The sequence below is a fragment of the Comamonas sp. 17RB genome, assembly GCF_030056555.1.
GTDB classification, from domain to species: domain Bacteria; phylum Pseudomonadota; class Gammaproteobacteria; order Burkholderiales; family Burkholderiaceae_C; genus Comamonas; species Comamonas terrigena.
In genome coordinates, this window is record NZ_JASHHY010000011.1 from 37,011 (window position 1) to 59,399 (window position 22,389).

At 63.7% G+C, this 22,389-nt stretch carries 16 protein-coding genes; all 16 read left to right on the top strand.

Features of this window, described 5'->3' with window-relative positions; genetic code table 11:
* The first annotated feature begins 165 nt into the window (after positions 1-165).
* The 16 genes from QM470_RS18840 (at position 166) to QM470_RS18915 (ending at position 22,384) form a co-directional block, all read left to right on the top strand.
* On the top strand, positions 166-1,674 hold the full coding sequence (locus QM470_RS18840; protein ID WP_283340328.1) for an aminotransferase-like domain-containing protein: 1,509 nt from the start codon (positions 166-168) through the stop codon (positions 1,672-1,674).
* Positions 1,675-2,120: 446 nt separating this feature from the next.
* Positions 2,121-3,794, top strand: coding sequence for a DUF1302 domain-containing protein (locus tag QM470_RS18845; RefSeq protein ID WP_283340329.1), 1,674 nt, complete (start codon positions 2,121-2,123; stop codon positions 3,792-3,794).
* 35 nt (positions 3,795-3,829) lie between these two features.
* Positions 3,830-5,200, top strand: a complete 1,371-nt coding sequence (locus QM470_RS18850) for a DUF1329 domain-containing protein (protein WP_283340330.1) — start codon at positions 3,830-3,832, stop codon at positions 5,198-5,200.
* 62 nt (positions 5,201-5,262) lie between these two features.
* Positions 5,263-6,390, top strand: a complete 1,128-nt coding sequence (locus QM470_RS18855; protein ID WP_283340331.1) for a WD40/YVTN/BNR-like repeat-containing protein — start codon at positions 5,263-5,265, stop codon at positions 6,388-6,390.
* A 16-nt stretch (positions 6,391-6,406) separates the two neighbouring features.
* Positions 6,407-8,839: an efflux RND transporter permease subunit gene (locus tag QM470_RS18860; protein WP_283340332.1), complete on the top strand. Its 2,433-nt coding sequence runs from the start codon at positions 6,407-6,409 to the stop codon at positions 8,837-8,839.
* Positions 8,840-9,176: 337 nt separating this feature from the next.
* Positions 9,177-10,169: an ABC transporter substrate-binding protein gene (locus tag QM470_RS18865; protein WP_283340333.1), complete on the top strand. Its 993-nt coding sequence runs from the start codon at positions 9,177-9,179 to the stop codon at positions 10,167-10,169.
* The gene (locus QM470_RS18870) at positions 10,166-11,191 is read left to right on the top strand and encodes an amidohydrolase family protein (protein WP_283340334.1); all 1,026 of its coding nucleotides are present in this window, start codon (positions 10,166-10,168) and stop codon (positions 11,189-11,191) included. The genes QM470_RS18865 and QM470_RS18870 overlap by 4 nt, the downstream gene beginning before the upstream one ends.
* Positions 11,192-11,203: 12 nt before the next feature.
* Positions 11,204-12,049 carry an amidohydrolase family protein gene (locus tag QM470_RS18875; RefSeq protein ID WP_283340335.1) on the top strand — a complete coding sequence of 282 codons (846 nt, stop codon included), beginning with the start codon at positions 11,204-11,206 and terminating at the stop codon, positions 12,047-12,049.
* A 66-nt stretch (positions 12,050-12,115) separates the two neighbouring features.
* A complete protein-coding gene (locus QM470_RS18880) occupies positions 12,116-13,381 on the top strand; it encodes an MFS transporter (protein ID WP_283340336.1) in 1,266 nt (421 codons plus the stop codon).
* Between the two features lie 31 nt (positions 13,382-13,412).
* On the top strand, positions 13,413-14,447 hold the full coding sequence (locus tag QM470_RS18885) for a DODA-type extradiol aromatic ring-opening family dioxygenase (protein WP_283340337.1): 1,035 nt from the start codon (positions 13,413-13,415) through the stop codon (positions 14,445-14,447).
* Between the two features lie 2 nt (positions 14,448-14,449).
* A complete protein-coding gene (locus tag QM470_RS18890; RefSeq protein ID WP_283340338.1) occupies positions 14,450-15,310 on the top strand; it encodes an HpcH/HpaI aldolase family protein in 861 nt (286 codons plus the stop codon).
* A 9-nt stretch (positions 15,311-15,319) separates the two neighbouring features.
* The gene (locus QM470_RS18895; RefSeq protein WP_283340339.1) at positions 15,320-16,867 is read left to right on the top strand and encodes an acetolactate synthase large subunit; all 1,548 of its coding nucleotides are present in this window, start codon (positions 15,320-15,322) and stop codon (positions 16,865-16,867) included.
* A gap of 27 nt (positions 16,868-16,894) precedes the next feature.
* A complete protein-coding gene (locus tag QM470_RS18900) occupies positions 16,895-17,791 on the top strand; it encodes a substrate-binding domain-containing protein (protein WP_283340340.1) in 897 nt (298 codons plus the stop codon).
* 194 nt (positions 17,792-17,985) lie between these two features.
* Positions 17,986-18,930 (top strand): helix-turn-helix domain-containing protein, encoded by a 945-nt coding sequence (locus QM470_RS18905; protein WP_280012380.1) that lies wholly within the window; start codon positions 17,986-17,988, stop codon positions 18,928-18,930.
* 307 nt (positions 18,931-19,237) lie between these two features.
* Positions 19,238-20,419 (top strand): lactonase family protein, encoded by a 1,182-nt coding sequence (locus tag QM470_RS18910; protein ID WP_283340341.1) that lies wholly within the window; start codon positions 19,238-19,240, stop codon positions 20,417-20,419.
* A 48-nt stretch (positions 20,420-20,467) separates the two neighbouring features.
* On the top strand, positions 20,468-22,384 hold the full coding sequence (locus tag QM470_RS18915) for a hypothetical protein (protein WP_283340342.1): 1,917 nt from the start codon (positions 20,468-20,470) through the stop codon (positions 22,382-22,384).
* Positions 22,385-22,389: the final 5 nt, after the last annotated feature.

A 22,389-nucleotide genomic window follows, 5' to 3' on the forward strand; every position in this document is an offset into this window, starting at 1 on the left:
TTGCGCAACAGGCACAGCCCCGACCTTTGTGCACCGCAGCAGTGCAGATGGCGGCATGGCTGTTCTGGTGTTGTGGAGACCAATCTGTATCTGTTGCAGAACAGATGCCTGGGGCATGATGGCGCCCTTGCTTGTTCCACCGGCGTTCCTGCGGGAACGAGGCCCATGACCCTGGCCCCTGCTGCTGCCACCCTTCCTCTGTACCGCCGTCTGGCCGGCGACTATGCCCAGGCCATGGGCCTGGGCACCTTGCGTGTGGGCGAGCGCATGCCGTCGGTGCGGGAGCTGATGCGCCGCCACCAGGTCAGCCTGTCCACGGCCCTGCAGCTGCTGCGCCATCTGGAGACCCAGGGCCATCTGGAAGCCCGGCCGCGCGTGGGCTACTTTGTGCGCGATGCCCGGATACCGGCCAGTGGCGCTCTGGACTTGACCAGCGAGCCTGACCTGAGCCAGCCGGTGCAGCCCGGCGCGCAGGCGCATTTTGTGGGCATCAACGAACACATTTCGCTGCTGCTGGAGCGCGGCCGCCAGGCAGAGGTGTTTCTGGATGTGGGCGGGTGCACGCCACCGCCGGCACTGTTTGACCACAAGCACCTGAACCAGCTGGTGGCACGCCTGCTGCGCGAGCACCCGCAACTGCTGGTGCAAGGGCGTTCGCTGCTGGCCAACCAGGGCAATCACCCGCTCTTTCAGCAAGCCATGGCGCGGCGCGCACTGGCATCGGGCATCCGCGTGGCGCCCACCGATGTGCTGGCCACCACGGGCAATTCCGAGGCGGTGAGCCTGGCGCTGGCGGCCGTGGCCCGGCCCGGAGACATGGTGGCGGTGGAGTCGCCCACCTACTACGGCCTGCTGCAGGTGGTGGAGTCGCTGCAGCTGCAGACGCTGGAAATCCCCTGCAGTCCGCGCACCGGCCTGTCCATCGAGGCGCTGGAGCTGGCGTTCCAGACCCAGCCACGGCTGAAGGCCGTGGTGGTGGTGCCCGAGTTGCAGATGCCGCTGGGCACGCGCATGCCCGATGCGCACAAGGCGCGGCTGGTGGCACTGTGCGCCCAGTACGGTGCGGCACTGATCGAAGACGATTCCTATGGCCTGTTTGTGGAAGGCAGCCAGCCGGTCAAGCCGCTGAAGGCCTGGGACAGCGTGTCCGGCCATGTGGTCTATTGCCAGGCCTTCAACAAAAGCCTGGCGCCCGGATTGCGCCAGGGCTGGATGAACGGCGGCCAATGGCATGGCCGGATACAGATGCTGAAATTTGCCCAGAGCCGCAACACCCAGACCCTGGGCCAAATGGTGGTGGCCGAAGTGCTGGGATCGCCCGCGCACCAGCGCAGCCTGGAGCGCCTCAAGGCCCAGCTCAAGGCCCAGCGCGAAGCCATGGCCCGGCTGGTGGCACGCCACTTTCCCGTGGGCACGCGCATGAGCTTGCCGGCCGGAGGCCTGTGCCTGTGGCTGGAGCTGCCCGAAGGATTTTCCAGCGCCCAGCTGTTTGGCGATGCGCTGGCGCAGGGCATACGCATTGCGCCGGGCAGCATGTTTTCCAATTCCGGCCGTTATGAGCACTGCATGCGGCTGGCCTGCATCCACCCGGTGGATGCCACGGTGGACAAGGCGATGCAGCTGCTGGGGAGCATGGCCTGCCGCCAGCTGGGCCAGGCACCGCGTGGCGGATAACTGCGGTAGAACAGACCCTCAAAAAATGCTTGGGCGGCGGACGGGGGCGCAACAGCCAGGACCTGCAGGATCACGCCCTGTGGGTGTGCCGAGGCGCTGCCCGTTGCCCCGCCGTCCCTCTGCGCCATAGCAAGCTCTGCGGCTGAAAGCACGCCCGCCAGCCCGTCCTCCGGGCAGCATCGGTGCGTGCCGTGCTGCCGCTTGCCGCCCGCAACGACGGTGGTCTGCGGTGACTGCCGGGGTGTGCTCTGCGCGGCGGGCATGGCCGCTCTGAAGCACGCATGGAGGACCCATTGGGGGAATCCATGTTGCCATGAAAAAGTGCCAGTGAATCTTCAATTTGTATAGAGGCTAAGGCAAGCCCTCTCAATAAAGTCTCCCGAAAAGCTGGATGTCACTTTCCGCCCAGAGGAATGTGCCAAGCAAAAACAAAAGAGGAGACAACTGTGAAAAATGCATTATTGAAGGCAAGCCATATAGCGCGCGGGTCGGTATATAAGCAGCTGGCGGCGGGGGCTTTTTTGGCAGGCTGCACGGGTTATGTGGCGGCAATGGATCTGAATCCAGGCGGGGACTGGCAGATACGTTTTGATAATACGGTCAAATACAGCAGCGGATACCGACTCAATTCGGCGTCGTCGTCATTGGTCAACCCCATCTCCAGCAAGGCGAATGCCGATGATGGCGATCGGAATTTTGATCGCGGATTCATTTCAAACCGGATGGATTTGCTCAGCGAGTTTGATATCCAGAAAGACGGCTATGGTCTGCGGCTGAGCGGTGCCGCCTGGTACGACCAGGCCTACAACCAGAGCAACGACAACAACTCGCCGCTGTCCGCCAACCGGGCGGGGGCCTACAACCGTTTCTCTTCCGGGACGCGGGATGCGGCCGGCCGCGACGCCGAGATGCTGGACTGGTTTGTCTTCGGGCACAACGACATCGGGGGGAAAAAGCTGTCGTACCGGCTGGGCCAGCACTCGCTGGTCTGGGGGACCAGCATGTTCTTCGGCATGAATGGCATTGCCAAGGGCATGGCGCCCACGGATGTCTACAAGCTCAATATCCCGGGCACGCAGGCCAAGGAAACCACCATTCCGGTTCCCCAGCTTTCATCCACGCTGCAGCTGACGGATGACACCAGCGTTGAAGCGTATGTGCAGTTCAAATACCGCTCCACCCGTTTATATCCGGCAGGGAGTTATTTCAGCAGCACCGATATGCTGGGGGCGGGTGCAGAGCGCATGTTTATCGGAAATCCGACAATGAACCGGTGCGGTGCCTCGTCGGTTCCCATTTCCCAGCGATTCAATAACTGCTATCTCAATTACACCGGTGTGGATGAATCGGGCAGCAAGCATAACTATGGCTTTGCACTGAATACCCGCAGCGATTGGCTCAACGCGGATCTGGGTTTCTATGCCATCAGCTACAGCGATATGTCGCAGCTGATTCAGACCAATACCACGGGCGGTACCTACCGGCTGGTGGTGCCCAAGGATCCGGTCCGCGCCGTGGGCATGAGTGTTTCCAAGCTGATCGGGGACGCCAACATGGGTCTGGAATTCTCCATGCGAGACAACCAGCCACTGGCCATGAAGGAAGGCGTCTTCACGCCCACGGATTCGTCGTACGTGAAGGGGCGCACCGCGCACATGAACCTGTCCTGGAGCCTGCTGGGCGGCAAGGCCGGTTTCTGGGATGGCTCCAGCCTGGTCGGGGAGTTCGCGGCGAACAAGGTCGTGAGCATCGATGGCGCCAACACCCGCGTGGCGGGCCGTTATGCGGTGGGGACGGAGAAGGTCAATCGCGACAAGAACGAGACCAGCGCTGCAGTGCGCGTGATCTTCACGCCGACCTGGTACCAGGTCGCTCCGGGTCTGGACCTGAGCACGCCCATCAACCTTGGCTGGTCGTTCAAGGGGAATTCGATGATCGATACCTCCTTCCCGTTCAGCGGCAGCCCCAGCCGTGGCGGTGAGCTGGTTCTGGGGATCTCGGGGGTCTATCTGAACAAGTGGATTGCCAGCCTGTCCTGGATCAATTACCTGGGCAAAGCAGAGCGCCAGCCGTTGGTAGACCGCGATTACCTGCGTTTCAGTCTGCAGACGACTTTCTAAAACGCGCCAGCCACGAAAACAGTTGAGGAGATCTCATGCGTACTATGTTTCTGTCCTGCCAGAATGCGCTGGCTGCCGTGACCGCTGCGGTGGGGGTGTTGCTGGGTGGAGGGGCCCATGCCGCCCCCGAAGATGTGGCCGTGCTCAAAGGCGGTCAGCTGACCCCCTACGGCGCAGAGCGTGCCGGCAACAAGGAGGGCACCATTCCTGCCTGGGATGGCAAGGCGGTGGCGGCGGGAGGCGCTGCCAACGGCAAGCGCGGCGACCCGTTTGCTGCCGAAAAGCCCCGCCTGGTGATCACGCAGGCCAACGCGGGTGAACACGCCGCACTGCTGACGGATGGCACCAAGGCCTTGCTGGCCAAGGTCCCCGGTTTCAAGCTGGAGGTGTACCCCAGCCATCGCAGCGCAGTCTTCACGCAGTCCATCTATGACCAGGTGCTGAAGAACGCCAGCCGCGCCAGGCTGGCCAACGACGGTCTGACGGTGGAGGGCGCCTACGGCGGCATTCCGTTCCCCGTGCCCAAGAACGGGCAGGAAGCGGTATGGAACCACATGCTGAGCTACCGCGGGCAGGTGACCAGCTTCACGGCGGACAAGTACGTCATGACGGCGTCGGGTGACCAGATGCTGACCAGCCGCCAGAAGACCAATCTGATCTATCCCTTCTACGACCCGGCGGGCAACCCCGAACAGTTCAGCGGGGAATGGGCGCGCGCGCGCATCGATGTGACCGAGCCGCCTGCCAATGCCGGTCAGGCGCTGATGACGATCGACTATGTGGACAACTACACCCGGCCCAAGGATGGCTGGCAGTACCTGCCGGGCCAGCGCCGGGTGCGCAAGTCGCCTTCGATCGCCTACGACACCCCGGACGGATCCGCCGCAGGTCTGGCGAACTTTGACGATGTGAACCTGTTCATTGGTGCGCAGGACCGCTATCAGATGAAGTTGCTGGGCAAGAAGGAAATGCTCATTCCCTACAACAACAACGGCCTGATGACCAAGCCCATCAAGGAAGCGGTGGGCAAGGGCAGCCTGAACCCGGAGGCCGTGCGCTGGGAGCTGCACCGTGTCTGGGTGGTCGAAGCCACCTTGCGGGACGGCAAGCGCAACACGGCGGCCAAGCGCCGTCTCTACCTGAATGAAGACACTTGGCAAGCCGTGCTGGCCGATACCTGGGACGCCCAGGGCAAGCTGTGGAAGACAGGGCAGGCGTTCACCATGCTGGCGGGCGACCAACCTCTGGCCACGACACTGAGCTACGCCTGGTTCGACCTGCTCTCGGGGGGCTGGGTGTTTGCAGGTGCCGTCAATGAAACCGGTGGCGTGAACTACCGCGCCTTCGATGCCAAGCAGCTCAACAACTTCACGTCTGCCGCGCTCTCCAGCGGTGGTGTGAGGTAAAGGCTGGCCGGCGCTGCGTGCCATGGAGCATGCAGCGCTGGCGACCGTGTGAGACACAAGCGATGAAGAATGCAACAGGAACCACGCGCCGCACGCTGTTGTGCGCAGCGCTGGGCTTTGGTCTTGCGCCCGCCTGGGCCGGGGCCGCAGAGCACAAAGTGAGGGCGCTGCAGCAGCAGGCCTTGAAGGTGGCGCGGCCCACGCAGGCGGTGCTGCAGGCCGTCACCTCCGTGGGAGGCCAGCGTCTGGTGGCCGTGGGCGAACGCGGGCTGGTCATTTTCTCGGACGATGCGGGGCAGAGCTGGAACCAGGCTTCCGTCCCGGTGTCCGTGACCTTGACGGCGCTGTGCTTTGCCGACGACAGGCGCGGCTGGGCCGTGGGCAATATGGGGGTGGTGCTGGCCACGGAAGATGGAGGGGCCAGCTGGCGCAAATGCCTGGATGGACTGGCGGCAGCCCACCTGGCCTTCATGGAGGCGAAGGCAGCGGGTTCGACAGAACTGCTGGACGCCGCACGGCAACTGGTGGAGGAAGGCGGAGACAAGCCTTTGCTGGGCGTGCGCTACAGCGCCGATGGCACCCTGTATGTGGTGGGTGCCTATGGGTTGGCGTTCTCCAGCAAGGATGGCGGAAAGCACTGGACCTCGCTGATGCACCGGTGGCCCAACCCGGACGGGTTGAGCTATTACGGCATGGTGGAGCGGCGTGGGCAGACACTGCTCTACGGCGAGCAGGGGCTGCTGCTGGGGGCGCCAAGCTCTGCCGCGGAATTCGCTGCACTGGAGTCCCCTTCCAATGGCAGCTTGTTTGGCGCGCAGGTCCTGGGTGACGGCGCGGTGCTCTTGCTGGGCCTGCGTGGAAAGCTGTTGCGCAGCGAAGCGCCGGGCAGTGCCTGGCGCATGGTGCAGACCCCGGTGGATGCCGCGCTGATGGCGGGCGCCCAACTGGGTGACGGGCGTGCCGTGCTGGTGGGCGCGGCCGGCCAGTTGCTGCTCAGCGAAGACGGTGGCAACCGCTTCCAGCCGGTGACGCTGCGGCAGCGTTTCCCTTTCACGGGCGTGACCCAGGCTCCGGACGGTGCGCTGCTGCTGACGGGCATGCGTGGTCTGGTCAGGCTGGCCCCGTCAGAGCTTGCCAGCACGGTGCAGCCGTTCAGCACTTCTTCCATGGTCCGATCGCTGGCCGCCTGAATGCGGCCTTGCACTTATGTCTGATATCCACGATTTTGATTTTTCCTCCGGCAGCCGCCTGGAGCGCCTGGTGTTCAACCACCGCATTGCGGTGCTGGTGATCAGTCTGCTCCTGACCCTGGTGCTGGGCTGGCAGGCCACGCGTGTGGTGCCCAATGCCAGTTTCGAAGGCATGCTGCCGCTCTCGCACCCTTATCTGCAGAACTACCTGGCGGAAAAGAGCAAACTGGCCTCCCAGGCCAACAGCCTGCGCGTGGTGCTGGAGCGGCGGGATGGCGGCAGCATTCTGGATGCCGAATACCTGTCCCAGCTGCGCAAGCTCAACGATGAACTGTTTGCCCTGCCGGGTGTGGTCCGGGGTCAGATGCGATCGCTGTGGACGCCTTCCACACGCTGGACGGCGGTGACGGAAAGTGGGTTCGAGGGCGGCACCGTCATGCCCGACAACTACGACGGCTCCAGCAGCGCATTGGCGCGGGTCCGCCTGAACATCGAGCGCTCCGGGGAGGTGGGGCAGCTGGTGGCCAAGGATTTTCAGTCCAGTGCGCTGATCGTCCCGCTGGCGGAGAAGGATCCGGATACCGGCAGGTCGCTGGACTATGCCCAGCTTTCCGAGCGGCTGGAAGCCATTCGTGCGCGCTATGACAGCGCCACGCTGGCGGTGCGCATCACGGGCTTTGCCAAGGTCGCAGGCGACCTGATCGAAGGGTTGACCCAGGTGCTGGTGTTCTTTGCCCTGGCGGCGGTGATCGCCGCGGCCATCGTGTTCTGGTACACGCGGTGTGTGCGCAGCACGGCGCTGGTCATTCTGTGCTCCATCGTGGCCGTGGTCTGGCAGCTGGGCCTGTTGCCGGGGCTGGGCTTTGTGCTGGATCCCTATGCCGTGCTGGTGCCGTTTCTGGTGTTTGCCATTGGCATGAGCCACGGCGCCCAGAAGATGAACGGCATCATGCAGGACATCGGGCGCGGCACGCACAAGCTGGTGGCGGCCCGGTTCACCTTCCGCCGTCTGTTCGTGGCCGGTTTCACGGCACTGGCATGCGATGCCGTGGGCTTTGCGGTGCTGCTGCTGATCGACATACAGTCCATACGGCAGCTGGCCATCAACGCCAGTCTGGGTGTCGTGATTCTGGTGTTCACGAACCTGATTCTGTTGCCGGTGCTGCTCAGCTATACCGGGGTGAGCAGCGCGGCCGCACGCCGTGCCGCGCTGGCCGACAGCGAGGAAGACCAGGCAGCAGGGCTCTGGGCGCTGTTGTGCAAATTCACGCAGCGCCGCTGGGCGGTGGCGGCGATTGCGGTTTCCGTGGTGATCACCGGCTGGGGGCTGTACCACGGTCGCCTGCTGCAGGTCGGCGATCTGGATGCCGGTGCGCCGGAGCTGCGGGCAGATTCCCGCTACAACCGGGACAACGCCTACCTGACGGCCCATTACGCCACCAGCAGCGATGTGCTGACGGTGATGGTCCGCACGCCCGGCCAGCAGGCCATGTCGCATGCGGTGCTGGAAAAGGTGGACGAGCTGGAATGGGTGCTGCGCCAGCTGCCCGGGGTGGAGGGCACGCAGTCCCTGGCTTCGCTGGCCAGGCAGACCGCGGTGGCGATGAATGAAGGCAATCCGCGCTGGTATGAGTTGCAGCCCAACCAGGGGGCCTTGAACACGGCCGCTTCCCGCGCACCGCGTCAGCTGGTGGATGCCGGGTTCAGCCTGCTGCAGCTGCAGGTCTATCTGGCCGACCACAAGGCAGCCACCTTGCAACAGGTGGCTGCGGCGGTGGAAGACTTTGCCAGCCGCAATGATGGTGAGGAGGTGAAGTTCCTGCTGGCCGCCGGCAATGCCGGCTTTGAAGCGGCGACCAATGCGGTCGTGGAAAAAGCCAACCGCCAGATGCTGCTGTGGGTGTACGGCGCGGTGCTGCTGCTGAGCTACATCACCTTCCGCTCCTGGCGCGCCGTGGCGTGTGCGGTGATTCCGCTGGCGGTCACGTCGGTGCTGTCGGAGGCGCTGATGGTGCAACTGGGCATAGGCCTGAAGGTTGCGACCTTGCCGGTGGTGGCGCTGGGGGTGGGGATTGGGGTGGACTATGCGCTGTATGTGCTGAGCGTTGTGCTGGCCCAGCTGCGCGCCGGCGCCAGCTTGCGTACGGCCTATCTGCGGGCCATGCGGTTCACGGGCAAGGTGGTGATGCTCACCGGCATCACGCTGGCTTTGGGGGTGGCGACCTGGGCGTTTTCCCCCATCAAGTTCCAGGCCGATATGGGGGTGCTTCTGGCCTTCATGTTTGTGGTCAACATGGTGGGCGCCCTGGTGCTGCTGCCGGCACTTGCGCATTTCCTGTTGAAACCCGTGGGGCAGCAGGCAACCCAGACCAAGGAGGACGAGCGCCCGGAGGCGGGATGCAGCCTGTCCCGTGCTGCAGCGCCTCGGCAGGGGCAGTCTGCTGCTTGAAACGAAAACCGAGTTGATCAGCGGGTAGGGGGAGTCTTTGCGCGGGCCGGAGGATCTGGCCCGCGTTTTTTTGTTTTTGTGCACCTGCCTGTAGCGCTGATTGCATCGCTGGTGCACGGGGAAAGCTCGGTGGCGCAGCGCCATCGGAAAAGAAAAAAATCGGTATCCGGCACCTGTTCCCGGTGTGATGGCGAAACCTGTTTCGACGACTTCAGAAAGTGCAAGTGAATCTGTTTTTTGTCGATGGGCGCATGCAGCTCGGACGCCTAACCTTGAGTCTGTCCAGTCAAAAGTCCTGCATCCGGTGGTCGGTCGCAGGGCGCTCAAGGAGACACAATTGTCCGGCAAGAAAGTACATCTCAAAATCGCCATTGCAGAGCATCCGCACACTGCGGCGATTCGCAACGGCTCCATCCCCATCGAAGGGGTGGAGGCCGAAATCATCACCGTGAAGCCGCAGATTGGGGCCTTCCGCCGCATGGTGCGCGATGTGGAATTCGACGTCTGCGAAATCGCTCCCACGACGTACATCATCGCCCGCGCCTATGGCGCACCTTTCGTGGCACTTCCCATCTTTGTGGTGCGCCGCTTTCACCATGGCGGTCTGCTGGTGCGTCCCGACGCCGGCATCAAGACGGCCAAGGACCTGGAAGGCAAGAAGGTGGGCGTGCGTGCGTATTCCGTCACCACCGGCGTGTGGACCCGCCAGGTGCTGATGGATGAACTCGGGCTGGACAACGACAAGGTGACCTGGGTCGTGGATGACGAAGAGCATGTCACCCAGCTCCAGCTGCCACCAAACGTGATCCACGCCACCCGGCCGCTGGCCGACATGATGGCCGACGGCGAGCTGGTGGCCGGCTTCGATGGCGCGGCCGGCATTGGCCGCACCGGCAATCCCACCGGTGGCTGGCAGGAGGTGGAAGCGAACTACCCCGACCTGTTGCCCAATGCGGCCGAGCTGGAGCGCGGCTACTACGAGCGCACCGGCATCTACCCCATGCACGGGACGATTGTGGTCAAGGATTCGGTGTTGGCCGAACACCCCTGGGTGGCCAAGTCGCTGTACGAGGCATTCGACAAGGCCAAGCAGGACTATCTGCGCAAGCTGGATGCGGGTGAGGCCAACAGCGCCACCGACCAGAAGTACCTGGAGCTGCGCAAGATTGTGGGCCATGACCCCTTGCCCTATGGCATCGAAGCCAACCGCAAGACGATCGAGGCGCTGGAAGCCACGGCGTTCAAGCAAGGCCTGACCCCGCGCCGCATGTCCATGGACGAGCTGTTCGTGGATCCGCTGGCTGAAACCGTGAGCGAGGTGCAGCCATGATCATTGATTGCCACGGCCACTTCACGACCGTTCCCCCCCATTTCCGCGACTGGCGCGCCAAGCAGATTGCAGCGGCAAACGATCCTGCCAATGCCCCCGCCCTGCGGGATGCCCACGTCAGCGACGACCAGATCCGCGAAGCGATTGAAAACGGCCAGCTCAAGCTGCAGAAGGAGCGTGGTGGAGACCTGACCCTGTTCTCCCCCATTGCCGGGCTGATGAGCCACCACCTGGGCAATGAGCGCACCAGCCTGGAATGGGCCGAGATCTCCAACGACCTGGTGCGCCGCGTCTGCGATATGTACTCGGACAATTTTGTGCCGGTCTGCCAGCTGCCCCAGTCGCCGCTGGCACCGCCCAAGAACTCGATTCCCGAGCTGCGCCGCTGCGTCGAAGAGATGGGCTTTGTGGGCGCGAACCTGAATCCGGATCCCAGCGGTGGCCACTGGACCGGCCTGCCCATGACCGACCGCTCCTGGTACCCGCTGTACGAGGTGCTGTGCGAGCTGGATGTGCCGGCCATGATCCACGTGGCCGCCTCGTGCAATGTCTGCCACCACGGCACGGGTGCGCACTACCTGAATGCAGACACCTCGGTGTTCATGCAGCTGCTGCAAGGCGATCTGTTCAAGGACTTCCCCTCCCTGCGCCTGGTGATTCCGCATGGCGGCGGGGCCGTGCCCTACCACTGGGGCCGTTACCGCGGCATGTCGCTGGAGATGGTCCAGCGTCCGCTGGAAGGCCTGCTGGACAACGTGTTCTTTGACACCTGCGTCTACCACCAGCCCGGCGTGGAGCTGCTGACCAAGGTGATTCCGACCAAGAACGTGCTGTTCGGCTCGGAAATGATCGGCGCCGTGCGTGGCCGCGATCCGCTGACCAACCAGTACTTTGACGATACCAAGCGCTATGTGGAAGGTTGCGATGCGCTGTCCGCGCAGGACCGCCACGCGATCTTCGAAGGCAATGCGCGCCGCGTGTATCCCCGTCTGGACAAACTGCTCAAGGCCAAGGGCCTGTGATCGAGGGACACCATGAACATCATCGATATCCATCCGCACATCATCTCCGACGATGAAAAGCGCTATCCCCCGGCACCGCTGTTCGGCAAGCGCTCCGACTGGTCGCAGGAACGCCCCTGCACGGTGGAGACACTGATTGCCGCCATGGATGCGGCGGGCGTGCACAAGGCCGCAGTGGTGCATTCCTCCACCACCTACGGCTTCGACAACAGCTACGTGGTGGACGGCTGCAAGCAGTACCAGGACCGGCTGGCGGCCGTAGGGTCCGTGGACATGCTGGCCGATGACGTGCCCGCGGTGATCCAGCACTGGGCTGCCAGGGGCCTGGCCGGGCTGCGCATTTTCACGGGAGGCTCCACCAAGGACTTCGATCCCAGCGAGCTGGACCACCCCAAGTCCTTCCAGGCATGGGAAGTCCTGTCCGATCTGGGCATTCCGATGTGCATACAGACGGGGCCTGTGGGCTTGCCGCAGGTCGCCATGCTGGCCAGGAAATTCCCCAAGGTGAACATCATCCTGGACCATCTGGGCCGCCCCGATGTGCTGGATGGGCCTCCCTACCGCAACGCCGATTCGCTGTTTGCGCTGGCCGATCTGCCGAACATCTATCTGAAGCTGACGCCTCGCATCTTTGGTGATGTGGCCAAGGGGGAGGCCAGTGCCGAGACCTTCTTTCCCCAGGTGGTAGGCCGCTTCGGGGCGCAGCGCCTGGCATGGGGGTCCAATTTCCCCACGTCGCCCGGCACGCTGTCCGAGATTCTGGCGACGGCACAGCAGGGGCTGGCCAGCCTGAGCGCTGCCGACCAGGCGTGGGTCTTTGGCAAGACCGCGCAGAAGCTGTATCCCACGCTGGCCTGACAGGGATGGTGCGGCGGCAGGGGCCTGCCGCCGCAGGGTGGCCGAACCAAGAAAAGAGAAGAAGCAATGGAGACAAACAATTCACCGCACGCGCAGGGAGGGGGCAACTATGTCTGGGCCATTCTGGCGCTGCTCACTCTGGGTCTGCTCATTTCATTCATAGACCGCACCAGCCTGTCCTCTGCGCTGGCGGACAAGCATTTCATCGAAAAGTTTGCCCTGAGCAGTGTGGACCGTGGCTGGCTCAACTCTGCTTTCTTCTGGTCCTACGGACTGATGCAGCTGCCCATGGGCTGGCTGGTCGATCGCTATGGCGTCAAGTGGCCGTACACGGTCTGCTTTCTGCTCTGGTGCATCGCGACGGCTGCAACCGGCCTGGTGACGGCGCTGTCGGCCATGCTGGTGATGCGCCTGATCGTGGGGGCAGCCGAGGCCGTGGTGATTCCTGCCAGCTACCGCTGGATCGGCAACAACATGAGCGAGAACCACAAGGGCCTGGCTGCCGGTGTGCTGTCCATGGGCGGCAAGTTCGGCCCTGCGATCGGTGCGCCGGTGGCGGCCTGGCTGATCGTCACCTACTCGTGGAAGTGGATGTTTGTGGCGACCGGTCTGCTGGGACTGCTGTGGCTGATCCCCTGGCTGAAGCTGGTGCGCAACGACCTGCCTAGCAAGGAGCAACTGGTGACGACGAAGAAGCGTGCTTCCTCGGTCACGCTGGGCAGCATTCTGAAGAGCCCCGTCATCTGGGGGGCCATGGTCAACAACTTCTGCTACGGCTACTTCACCTTCTACTGCATGACGTGGATGCCGGCCTATCTGGTAGAGCAACGCGGTCTGTCGCTCGGCAAATCCGGTCTCTACACCTTCTTCAGCTTTGCGGGCATTGCCATCGTGGCGACCTTTGCCGGCTGGCTGGCCGACCGCTTCATCGAGAAGGGTGCTGACGCCGTGTTCGTGCGCAAGGCCTTTGTGATTGCCGGCTTTGTGGGTGGCAGCACCGTGCTGATGGGCACGTTCGCACAAAGCCTGGAGCAGGCGCTTTTCTGGAATGTGCTGTCGCTCACGCTGCTGGGGCTGGCCACGGCCAACAACCTGGCGCTGTGCAAGCTCACCTTGATTCCCAAGCAGGCCATCGGCCTGGCCACCGGCGTGCAGCAACTGGCCACCAGCCTGGCGGGCGGTGTGTCGGCCAGCCTGTCCGGATGGCTGCTGCATGTCAGCGGCAGCTATGACCTGCCCATGAAAGTGATCGTCCTGTTCCTGCTTGTGGGCGCAGTGAATACCGCCGTTTTGCTGCGTCCCAAGTGGGCGCCCAAAGTGGCCCAAGCCTAAACCTTGTCAAAAACCAACACCAGATAACAACATGGCAAAAATCGTATTCGGGATGGCAGTCCCCCACAGCGGAATGCTGGGGCAGGCCCCGGAGGACTGGCTGAAGAACGCCGAGCGGGACCGCAACAATCCGGAGCTCTGGTTTCGCAACCGGACCTGGACCTATCCGGAGCTGGAGCAGCACCGCGGTGCCGCCTTCGAGCCCTATCTGACATTGGAGGAGCGCACCCGGCGCGCCGGCCGCTGCCGTGCGGCACTCGATGAAATGGCAGCTGCCTACCGGCGCGCCAATGTGGACGTGGCCATCATCCTGGGCAAGGACCAGAAGGAAATCTTCACCCACTTCTCGCCGTCCATTGCCATCTACACCGGCGAGGAGGTGCACAACGGGCCGCCGCAGCGCTCCGTCTATGCCCCGGACCACCATGTCACGCATGCATGCCACCCGGAGCTGGCGACCTATCTGGTCAACACCTTCCAGGGCAAGGGCTTCGATCTGACGGACCTCTATGCGTGGCCCGAGAACGTGTGGATGGAGTCGCAGATGAAACGCCGGGCGGACTACCCGGTCGTGCCACATGCCTACAGCTTCGTCTACCACCAGATCATGGGTGACAACCCGCCGCCCCATGTGCCGGTGCTGATGAACCTGTTCTATCCGCCCACGCAGCCGTCCATGGGGCGCTGCATCGAGTTCGGCGATGTGCTGCGGGACGCCCTTCTGGCCTGGCCGGAGGACGTGCGCGTGGCGGTCATCGCCTCGGGCGGACTGTCGCACTTCGTCAACGACGAAGAGTTCGACCAGGACATTCTGAAAAAGCTGGCGGACTACGACTACGACGGTCTGGCGGCGATCCCGGATGGCTGGTTCCAGTCCGGCACGTCGGAAATCAAGATCTATTCCACGGTGATGAAGGTCATGCAGCACACCGGTGCACAGATGACGCTGGTGGACTATGTGCCTTGCTGGCGTACCCCCGCGGGAACGGGCGAAGGCATGGGATTCATGTACTGGAATGCCGCAGACAGCGGCAGCACGCAACAAGCAGCCAATCAGGAGAGTTGAACATGTCCGATACACGCCTTAACAGCATCATCCGTGCCTTTGAATCCGGCAAGCCTGCATTCGCGGCATTCGCCAAGCTGGACAAGCAAACCGCCATCGAGATGAGCGATTCGCCCTATGACGGCATCGTCTACGAGATGGAGCACAACCCCTACGATGTGGCGGCGCTGGGCGATTCGCTGCAGTACATGCTCAGCCGCAAGCAGATCGCCGAAGGGGGCACTGTGGCACCCAAGGTGACGCCGATTGCACGCATCCCTGCCAACGGTGCAGAGATGAACCAGAGCTTTGCCAAGCAGGTGCTTGACCGTGGCTGCTACGGGGTGATCTGGCCCCATGTGGCGACGGTGGAACAGGCCTACAACGCAGTGGCTTCCTGCCGCTACGCACGGCCGAAGAATGCACCGCTGTACGAACCCAAAGGGGTGCGCGGCGATGGCCCGGCAAATGCCTCCCGCTACTGGGGCCTGAGCATGGCGGACTACTACAAGAAAGCCGATGTCTGGCCGCTGGTGCCGGAAGGCGAAATTCTGGTGGGCCTGATGTGCGAGAGCACGCAGGCCATCGAGAACCTGGACGACATCCTGAAGAATGTGCCCGGCATCGGTTTCATTCTGATCGGGGAAGGCGATCTGAGCCAGGAGATGGGCTTCCCGCGCCAGTACGAGCACCCGGAGGTGCAGGACGCGATGCGCCGCATCGCTGACATCTGCCACCGCAACCATGTGGTGGTCGGCAACCCCCATGTGACGGCCAAGAACCACCGCCGTCTGCTGGACGAAGGCTACCGCTTCCTGATGGCGGCCCCGCAGCGCACCTACGGTGTGGTGGGCCTGGCGCGTGAAGCGGTCACCAGCTACTGAGGGGCGTTGATGAACGGAGCTGAAAGTCTCGTCGGAACCCTGGTGGAGCAGGGGGTCGATATCTGCTTTGCCAACCCCGGAACCTCGGAAATGCACTTTCTGGCGGCGCTGGGGAACAACCCGCAGATGCGCAGCGTGCTCTGCCTCTTCGAAGGGGTGGCGACCGGTGCGGCCGATGGCTGGTACCGGATGAAAGACAAGCCCGCGTCCACCTTGCTGCATCTGGGGCCCGGTCTCGCCAACGGCCTGGCCAATATCCACAACGCCAAGCGCGCGTCGTCGGGCATGGTCAACATCGTGGGGGAGCATTCGGCGGCCCATCTGCGCTACGACCCGCCGCTGACGTCCGACATCGAGGGGCTGGCCAGGCCGCTGAGCCACTGGGTACGCCGTGTGGACGGGGCCCACTCCATCGCCTGGGATACGGCCCAGGCCGTGGCCACGGCGTCGGAACACCCCGGCAAGATTGCCACGCTGATCCTGCCGGGCGATGCATCCTGGCAGCAGGCCGGAGCCACCGCGCTACCGGCCTCAGCAGCACCGGTGCGCAAAGCCCCGGTGCAGGAGCGCATTGCCCATGTGGCGCGCATTCTGCAGTCCGGTGAGCCAGCGATGATCGTGCTGGCCAACCAGGCCACCCGGGGCCAGGCGCTGGAGCGCGCCGGCCAGGTTGCCGCCGCGACGGGGGCGCGTCTGGGGTCCCAGTTCTTCACTGCGCGGATTGAGCGCGGTGCGGGCCGGGTCCCCATCGAGCGCATCCCCTACGCCGTGCCCCAGGCCCAGGCCTTTCTCACCGGCATCAAGCACCTGATTCTGGTGGAGACACGGGAGCCGGTGGCATTCTTCGCCTACCCCGACAAGCCCAGCCTGCTGAAGCGCGAAGACTGCGCCGTGCACCCGCTGGTCGAAGCCGATGAAGACAGCGCGCTGGCGCTGGAGATGCTGCTGGACCTGCTGCAGGCCAAGGACACAGCGCCCCGGTTGCAGCAGCGCGTGGAGACCGCTGTACCGACCGGGGCCCTGAATCCCACCACGATTGCGCACGCGCTGGCAGCCGCCATCCCGGAAGGCTGCATTGTGGTCGATGAATCGCTGACCACGGGGCGTGAATCCATGGGCCTGACCATGGGGGCCCGGCCGCACGATCTGATCAACAACATGGGCGGATCGATCGGCTATGCCACCCCCGTGGCGGTGGGCGCTGCGTTGGCCTGCCCGGACCGCCGCGTGTTCTGCATGGTGGGGGACGGCAGTGCGATGTACACCATCCAGTCGCTGTGGACGCAGGCACGTGAAGGCCTGAACGTCACCACCATCATTTTTGCCAACAACAGCTACGCCATCCTCAAGGCGGAGTACGCCAACATGGGTGCCGGCGTCCCTGGGGAAAGAGCGCTGGCGATGATCGACATCGACAAGCCGCGCATTGACTGGCTGGCCATGGCCAAGAGCATGGGTGTGCCCGCTGTGGCGGTGGAAAGCGCTGAGAGCTTCTACCAGGCCATGTGCAATTCGACCAGGGAGCCCGGCCCCTGCCTCATCGAAGTGCGTCTCTGAATTTCAGACAACAAGGGAGTAGACAACATGAGTACGATTGCTGCCGATGTGGTGAGCCTGCGCACCAACCTGGCCGATTACGGCGTCACCAAGGCGATGAAGGACGGGCGCGTGGCGTCCGACCGGGTCCACCTCGATTACTGCGGCCCCACGCCCGCCCACAATGGTTTCAAGGCCATGGTGCGCGAGAGCAAGTTCGATGCGGGCGAACTGGCCATCGTCACCTATCTGCAGGCCAAGGCCTATGGCAAGCCTTATGTGCTGCTACCGGCACCGGTCTCCGGGCGATTCCAGCACCACTGTGCAGGCTTCAACCTGGACTTCGGGCATCTGAATCCAAGGGACATCGAAGGCAAGCAGGTGGGCGTGCGCACCTATGCGCAGACCACGGGGCTGTGGATCCGCGGCATCCTGCGCCATGAATACGGTGTGGATCTGGACAAGGTGACGTGGATGACCCTGGGCGACGGCCATCTGGCCGAGTACAAGGACCCCGAGAACTGTGTCCGGCTTCCCGCCGGCGCCTCCATCCCCGACATGATGATGAAGGGGGAGCTGGCGGCGGCCCTGCTGGGCGAGGACATGCCCAAGGACCCGCGTGTGCGCACCCTGGTGCCCGATGCGCAGAACGCCGCCAAGACCTGGTTCCAGCGCGAAGGCGTGGTGCCCATCAACCACATGTTCGTGGTGCACAAGGAGGTTTCCAAGAAGCACCCGGACGTGGTGCGGGAGATCTACCGCATGCTTGCCGAAAGCCGTGCGCTGACCGAAGGCGGCGTGCCTGCCGTCTTTCCGCCGATGGGTCTGGAAGCCAATCGCAAGGGGCTGCAGCTGGCCATCGACTGGGCGCTGGACCAAAAGATCATTCCGCACAAGCTGAGCGTGGATGAGCTTTTTGACGATGTGACCGGCTGCCTGGGCTGACCATCAGGCCACCTGCGCGGGGATGCAAGCCATGGGGCATGGGCCTGACCGGGATTCCCCTCTGGCCTTGCACATGCCCATCAGGGATCATTCTGCGGCAGGTGTTTTTGATCTCCCCAGGGCCTTTTGCATCGGGTGGGGGAGGTCAGTCCTTGCCAAGATCTCTGGCATTTCTCCGACGCGCAGGTGTACCTATGAAACAGCTTTCCACGACCAGATCGCAGCGTGACTGGTATCCACCTGCTGCCCCCAGACTGGCGCCCGTGCCGCAGGTGCGTTTGTATGTGGAAAGTGCGGAGCAGGAGAAGACCTGGTTTGTGAACGTAGGCCATGTCACCGAAGGGGGGCGCCGACGCACTGCACCGCATTCACACCCCGCGTACGGGCAGGTGATTTTTGTGCGCATCGGTCGGGGCGTGCTGAATCTGGAGGGGCGCAAGATTCCCTTCGAAGGCCCGTGCGCGCTGCTGCTGCCCAACGAATATGTGCACGGTCTGGAATACGAGATCGATGTGGACCGCTGGGTGGTGACCGTCGAGGAAACCTATCTGACGCAGGTGAATGCCAAGCTGCCGGAGTTCATTCAGCTGTGGACCGAGCCCCGCGTGATTCCGCTGACCTACAGCGCCGAGGCGGCCACCGGCGTGCAGACGCTGGTGACCTGGATGGAACAGGAAGCACGCTCCAAGGCCATGGGGCATGTGATGGGCATGGAGGCCTTGCTCACCTCGCTGCTGCTGACGCTGGTGCGTGGCACCCGGCTGGACCAGATCGACAAGGAAGGCGCAACGCGCAACGCCATCAAGCTGACCAACCGTTTTCGCGAGCTGGTGCACCAGCACTACCGGGAAAATCTGAGGCTGCAGACCTACGCGTCCAAGATGGCGGTGTCCCTGGCCCAGCTGCGTGCCGCATGCCTGGCGGCTGCAGGTCTGAGTCCAACCAAGCTGATCCATGCCCGGCTCATCACGGAAGCCAAGCGCAATCTCATTTTTGGAGACATGTCGATCGAGCAGATTGCCTATGGCCTGGGCTTTGTGGACACGGCGTATTTCACGCGCTTTTTCCGCAAGGAAGTGGGGCAGTCGCCCAGCCAGTTCCGCAGCACGGCGCGTGAGCAGACCCAACCGATGATGTGATGGCCGCCCTGTCCCGATAGCGTCCGTTCCCCGGGTGCCCGCAAGCCCCTGCTCCGATGAGCAGGGGCTTTTTCATGGAGGCATGGCTACCACTGAATTGACGCGCGTCAAGCCCGTTTGCGCAAAAGTGCCAGTGAATCTGCCTTTCGTGTAGGGGCTGCGGAATGCCGGGCTCCTATGCTTGCAGCAGGACAGTACATAAAGTGCAGCCCGCAAACGCAGGGCGAGGAGCAGACATGGCAGAAGGGCTGACGTGCGGTGTGGGCAGGTATTGCCGAACCGTGCAGGAATGGAAGTGGGCCACGGAATGAAGAAGCTGAAATTCAAGCCCCGCACGATGGCTTTTCGCCTGTCGCTGCTGGCACTGCTGGAGCTGCTGTGCTGGATGGATACCGGCGTTGCCAGTGCCTGCCAGGCCGATGGCATGGTGGTGGTGGGCTCGGGCGAATCGGGCATCCGCACGGTGCGTTTTGATGCCTGCACCGGCAGTTTCATCGGGCCGGTGCAACTGGCTGCGGATGCCAGCAAGGTCCGCTGGCTGCTGCGCCATCCACAGCGGCCCGTGCTGTATGCAGCCGTCGAGGGCGGGGAGAAGCAAGGCCTGGTCCAGGCCTATGTGCTGGATGAACGCAGCGGAACGCTGGCGCCCTGGGGGGAGGCCGGATCTGGTGGAGCAGGTCCCACCCATCTCTGGCTGGACGAGACCTCTCAGACGGTCATGGTGGCCAATTTTGGCAGCGGCTCGGTGTCCAGCGTGCCGCTGCAGACCGATGGCCGTCTGGGAGCTCTCACGCAGACCTTGGCGGCGACAGGTTCAGGGCCGCACCGGCGCCAGGCATCGGCCCATGCCCATGGCGTGGTGGTCGACCCTTCCGGGCGCCATGTGCTGGTGGCGGACATGGGGTCAGACCGTGTCTGGGTCTATGGATTTGATCGGAACCGCCGCAGCCTGCTGGCCGCACCACCCGCATCGCCTGCGCCCGTGTCCTGGCGCGCACCCGAGGGCAGCGGCCCGCGCCGGGCCCTCTTCGGCCGGGATGGTCGCCATGTCTACGTGTTGGGGGAGCTGGATGCCGCCATTTCCGTGCTGAGCTGGAACCCTCAGTCCGTGCAGCTCGCCGAGGTGCAGCGCCTGGAGCTGTCCCGCTCTGCCGCTCCAGGCAGTACCGCCAATGCCACCAGCGCCTCGGAAATGGCGCTGAGCCGGGATGGCCGGTTCCTGTACGTGGCCAACCGTGGTGAGAACAGCCTGGAGGTCTACCGGGTGGACCAGGACAGCGGACAGCTGTCGCTGTTGCAGACCCTGCCGAGCGGTGGCGATGCCCCCTGGGCTTTTGATATCCACGCCTCCGGCCGCTGGCTGCTGGTGGCGAACTACCGCAGCAACCAGCTTCGCTTGCTCGGTATCGACAGCACTTCGGGGCTGTTGACCGACATGGGGCAATCCGTGGACACACCCGCGCCGGTCAGTGTCCTGTTCGCGAACTGACTGTGCACCGGGTGCAGGTCGGCATAACTTCAAAAAAGAGGAGACAAGATGGATCGTAGAAAATTCCTGGGAGGCGCTTCGGTGACGGCATTGGCACTGCTGCACACGCCGCTGTCCGGTCTGGCAGCGCAGACCACGGAGCCGCCGCTGCTGCTCAACCGCATCGGCCCGTCGGCATCGCAGATCTTCATTGCCAATGCCGATGGCTCGAATGAGCGCACGCTGATCGACAGCGCAAGCCTGGACTACAACGCCTCATTCTCCGCCGATGGCCAGTGGATTGTGTTCACCTCGGAGCGCGACGGGCTGGGGAATTCGAACCTCTACCGGGCCCGTGCCGATGGCTCGCAGGTGGAGCGTCTGACGGACTCGCCGGCAGTGGAAGATGCCGCGTCCCTGTCGCCGGACGGCAGCCAGGTGGCGTTTGTCAGCACGCGCGATGGCTTTCTGGCCAATATCTGGGTGATGGACCTGAAGACCAAGGCGCTGCGCAATCTGACGGGGGTGGCGGGCATCCAGTCCGCGGACCTGAACAAGAGTCCCAGCGGCTTCTTCCGTCCCAGCTGGTCGCCGGACGGCCAGTGGATTGCTTTCTCGTCCGATCGCAATACCTCCTGGAAAGGCCACCATGACGGCGCGGGCTGGGAGCATACCCAGGCATTGAGCATCTACATCATCCGGACGGATGGCTCCGGCTTCCGCCAGGTCGCCACACGCCCCGAGTACAGCCAGGGGTCTCCGAAGTGGTCACCCGACGGCAAGCGCATCGTCTTCTATGAAACCTTGTCCGAATACACGTACTGGGTGCTGCGCCCCGATCTGCTGCCGAAGATCGACTCACAGATCGTGTCGGTCGATGTGGCCAGCGGCGAACGCCAGGTCCACACCAGCGGCCCCGGCTTCAAGATCAGTCCGCAGTACCTGAGCCAGGACGAGATTGCCTACCGCCGCAAGGGCGGGGAAGGCGAAGGGCTGTATTCCACGGTGCAAGGCAAGGCGGCGGTGAAGATCGCCCGGCTGCGCACGCCCAGCTGGTCGCCCGACGGCCAGCAGGTGGTGTATGAGAAGTTCACCTGGCGCGGCTGGAAGCAGAACCAGCCCCTGTACAGCTGGGACGCCAGCCGTGACTACCGGTACACCGACGTCTGGCCCGCCTTCTCCCGGGACGGGTGGATGGCACTGACGGCCAAGGGCGATGACTCGTCGGTGGACATCATGCGTGCGGACGGCAGCCAGCGCCGGCGCATCTACGACGTGAGCAAGTCGAGTGGCCTCGACCCCACCCTGGTCAAGCGCGGTCTGGCTGGCGCTTTTTATCCGGTCTGGTCGCCCGATGGCGAGTGGGTGGTGTTCGGTGTGGGGCAGTGGTTCACCCAGCGCGGCAAGGGGCGTGCCAAGCTGATGCGGGTGCGGCGCGATGGCACCGGTCTGGAGCAGTTGACGGACGAGAGCATCTTCAACGCCGGCTTCCCCAGCTATTCCGCCGACGGCAAGGAAATCGCTTTCCGGATTGCGGAGGAGGACCCCAACAGCGCATCGCTGGGCGGCATTGCCGTGCTGAATCTGGAGTCGCGCAAGGTGCGCGTGATCGCCCGGGGCTACGACAATCTGCCGCTGTGGTCACCGGACGGCAGCCGCATCATGTTCACCCGTGGCGTGAAGATTCCGGGTACCAAGTGGTCGAACTTCGACATCTTCACCGTGCACCCGGACGGCACCCATCTGCAACGGCTCACCACCCACGAATCCAGCGATGGGCATGCGGTGTGGACCAACGGAGGCAAGCAGATCCTGTGGAACGGTGCGCAGGGCGGCTACCGCGATGAGGCATGCCATTACGACAACACCTTCCAGCCTTACGGCCAGTTGTTCGTGATGGATGCCGATGGCAGCAACAAGCGGCAGTTGACCGACAACATCTGGGAAGATTCGACGCCCCAGTATGTACCGCCCGGAGCCAACTGAACGCC

Excerpts from the sequence above, each read along its gene's own strand:
- QM470_RS18840 (WP_283340328.1), top strand. The coding sequence starts at position 166 with ATGACCCTGGCCCCTGCTGCTGCCACCCTTCCTCTGTACCGCCGTCTG.
- QM470_RS18850 (WP_283340330.1), top strand. The coding sequence starts at position 3,830 with ATGCGTACTATGTTTCTGTCCTGCCAGAATGCGCTGGCTGCCGTGACC.
- QM470_RS18855 (WP_283340331.1), top strand. The coding sequence starts at position 5,263 with ATGAAGAATGCAACAGGAACCACGCGCCGCACGCTGTTGTGCGCAGCG.
- QM470_RS18860 (WP_283340332.1), top strand. The coding sequence starts at position 6,407 with ATGTCTGATATCCACGATTTTGATTTTTCCTCCGGCAGCCGCCTGGAG.
- QM470_RS18870 (WP_283340334.1), top strand. The coding sequence starts at position 10,166 with ATGATCATTGATTGCCACGGCCACTTCACGACCGTTCCCCCCCATTTC.
- QM470_RS18875 (WP_283340335.1), top strand. The coding sequence starts at position 11,204 with ATGAACATCATCGATATCCATCCGCACATCATCTCCGACGATGAAAAG.
- QM470_RS18880 (WP_283340336.1), top strand. The coding sequence starts at position 12,116 with ATGGAGACAAACAATTCACCGCACGCGCAGGGAGGGGGCAACTATGTC.
- QM470_RS18885 (WP_283340337.1), top strand. The coding sequence starts at position 13,413 with ATGGCAAAAATCGTATTCGGGATGGCAGTCCCCCACAGCGGAATGCTG.
- QM470_RS18890 (WP_283340338.1), top strand. The coding sequence starts at position 14,450 with ATGTCCGATACACGCCTTAACAGCATCATCCGTGCCTTTGAATCCGGC.
- QM470_RS18895 (WP_283340339.1), top strand. The coding sequence starts at position 15,320 with ATGAACGGAGCTGAAAGTCTCGTCGGAACCCTGGTGGAGCAGGGGGTC.
- QM470_RS18900 (WP_283340340.1), top strand. The coding sequence starts at position 16,895 with ATGAGTACGATTGCTGCCGATGTGGTGAGCCTGCGCACCAACCTGGCC.
- QM470_RS18905 (WP_280012380.1), top strand. The coding sequence starts at position 17,986 with ATGAAACAGCTTTCCACGACCAGATCGCAGCGTGACTGGTATCCACCT.
- QM470_RS18910 (WP_283340341.1), top strand. The coding sequence starts at position 19,238 with ATGAAGAAGCTGAAATTCAAGCCCCGCACGATGGCTTTTCGCCTGTCG.
- QM470_RS18915 (WP_283340342.1), top strand. The coding sequence starts at position 20,468 with ATGGATCGTAGAAAATTCCTGGGAGGCGCTTCGGTGACGGCATTGGCA.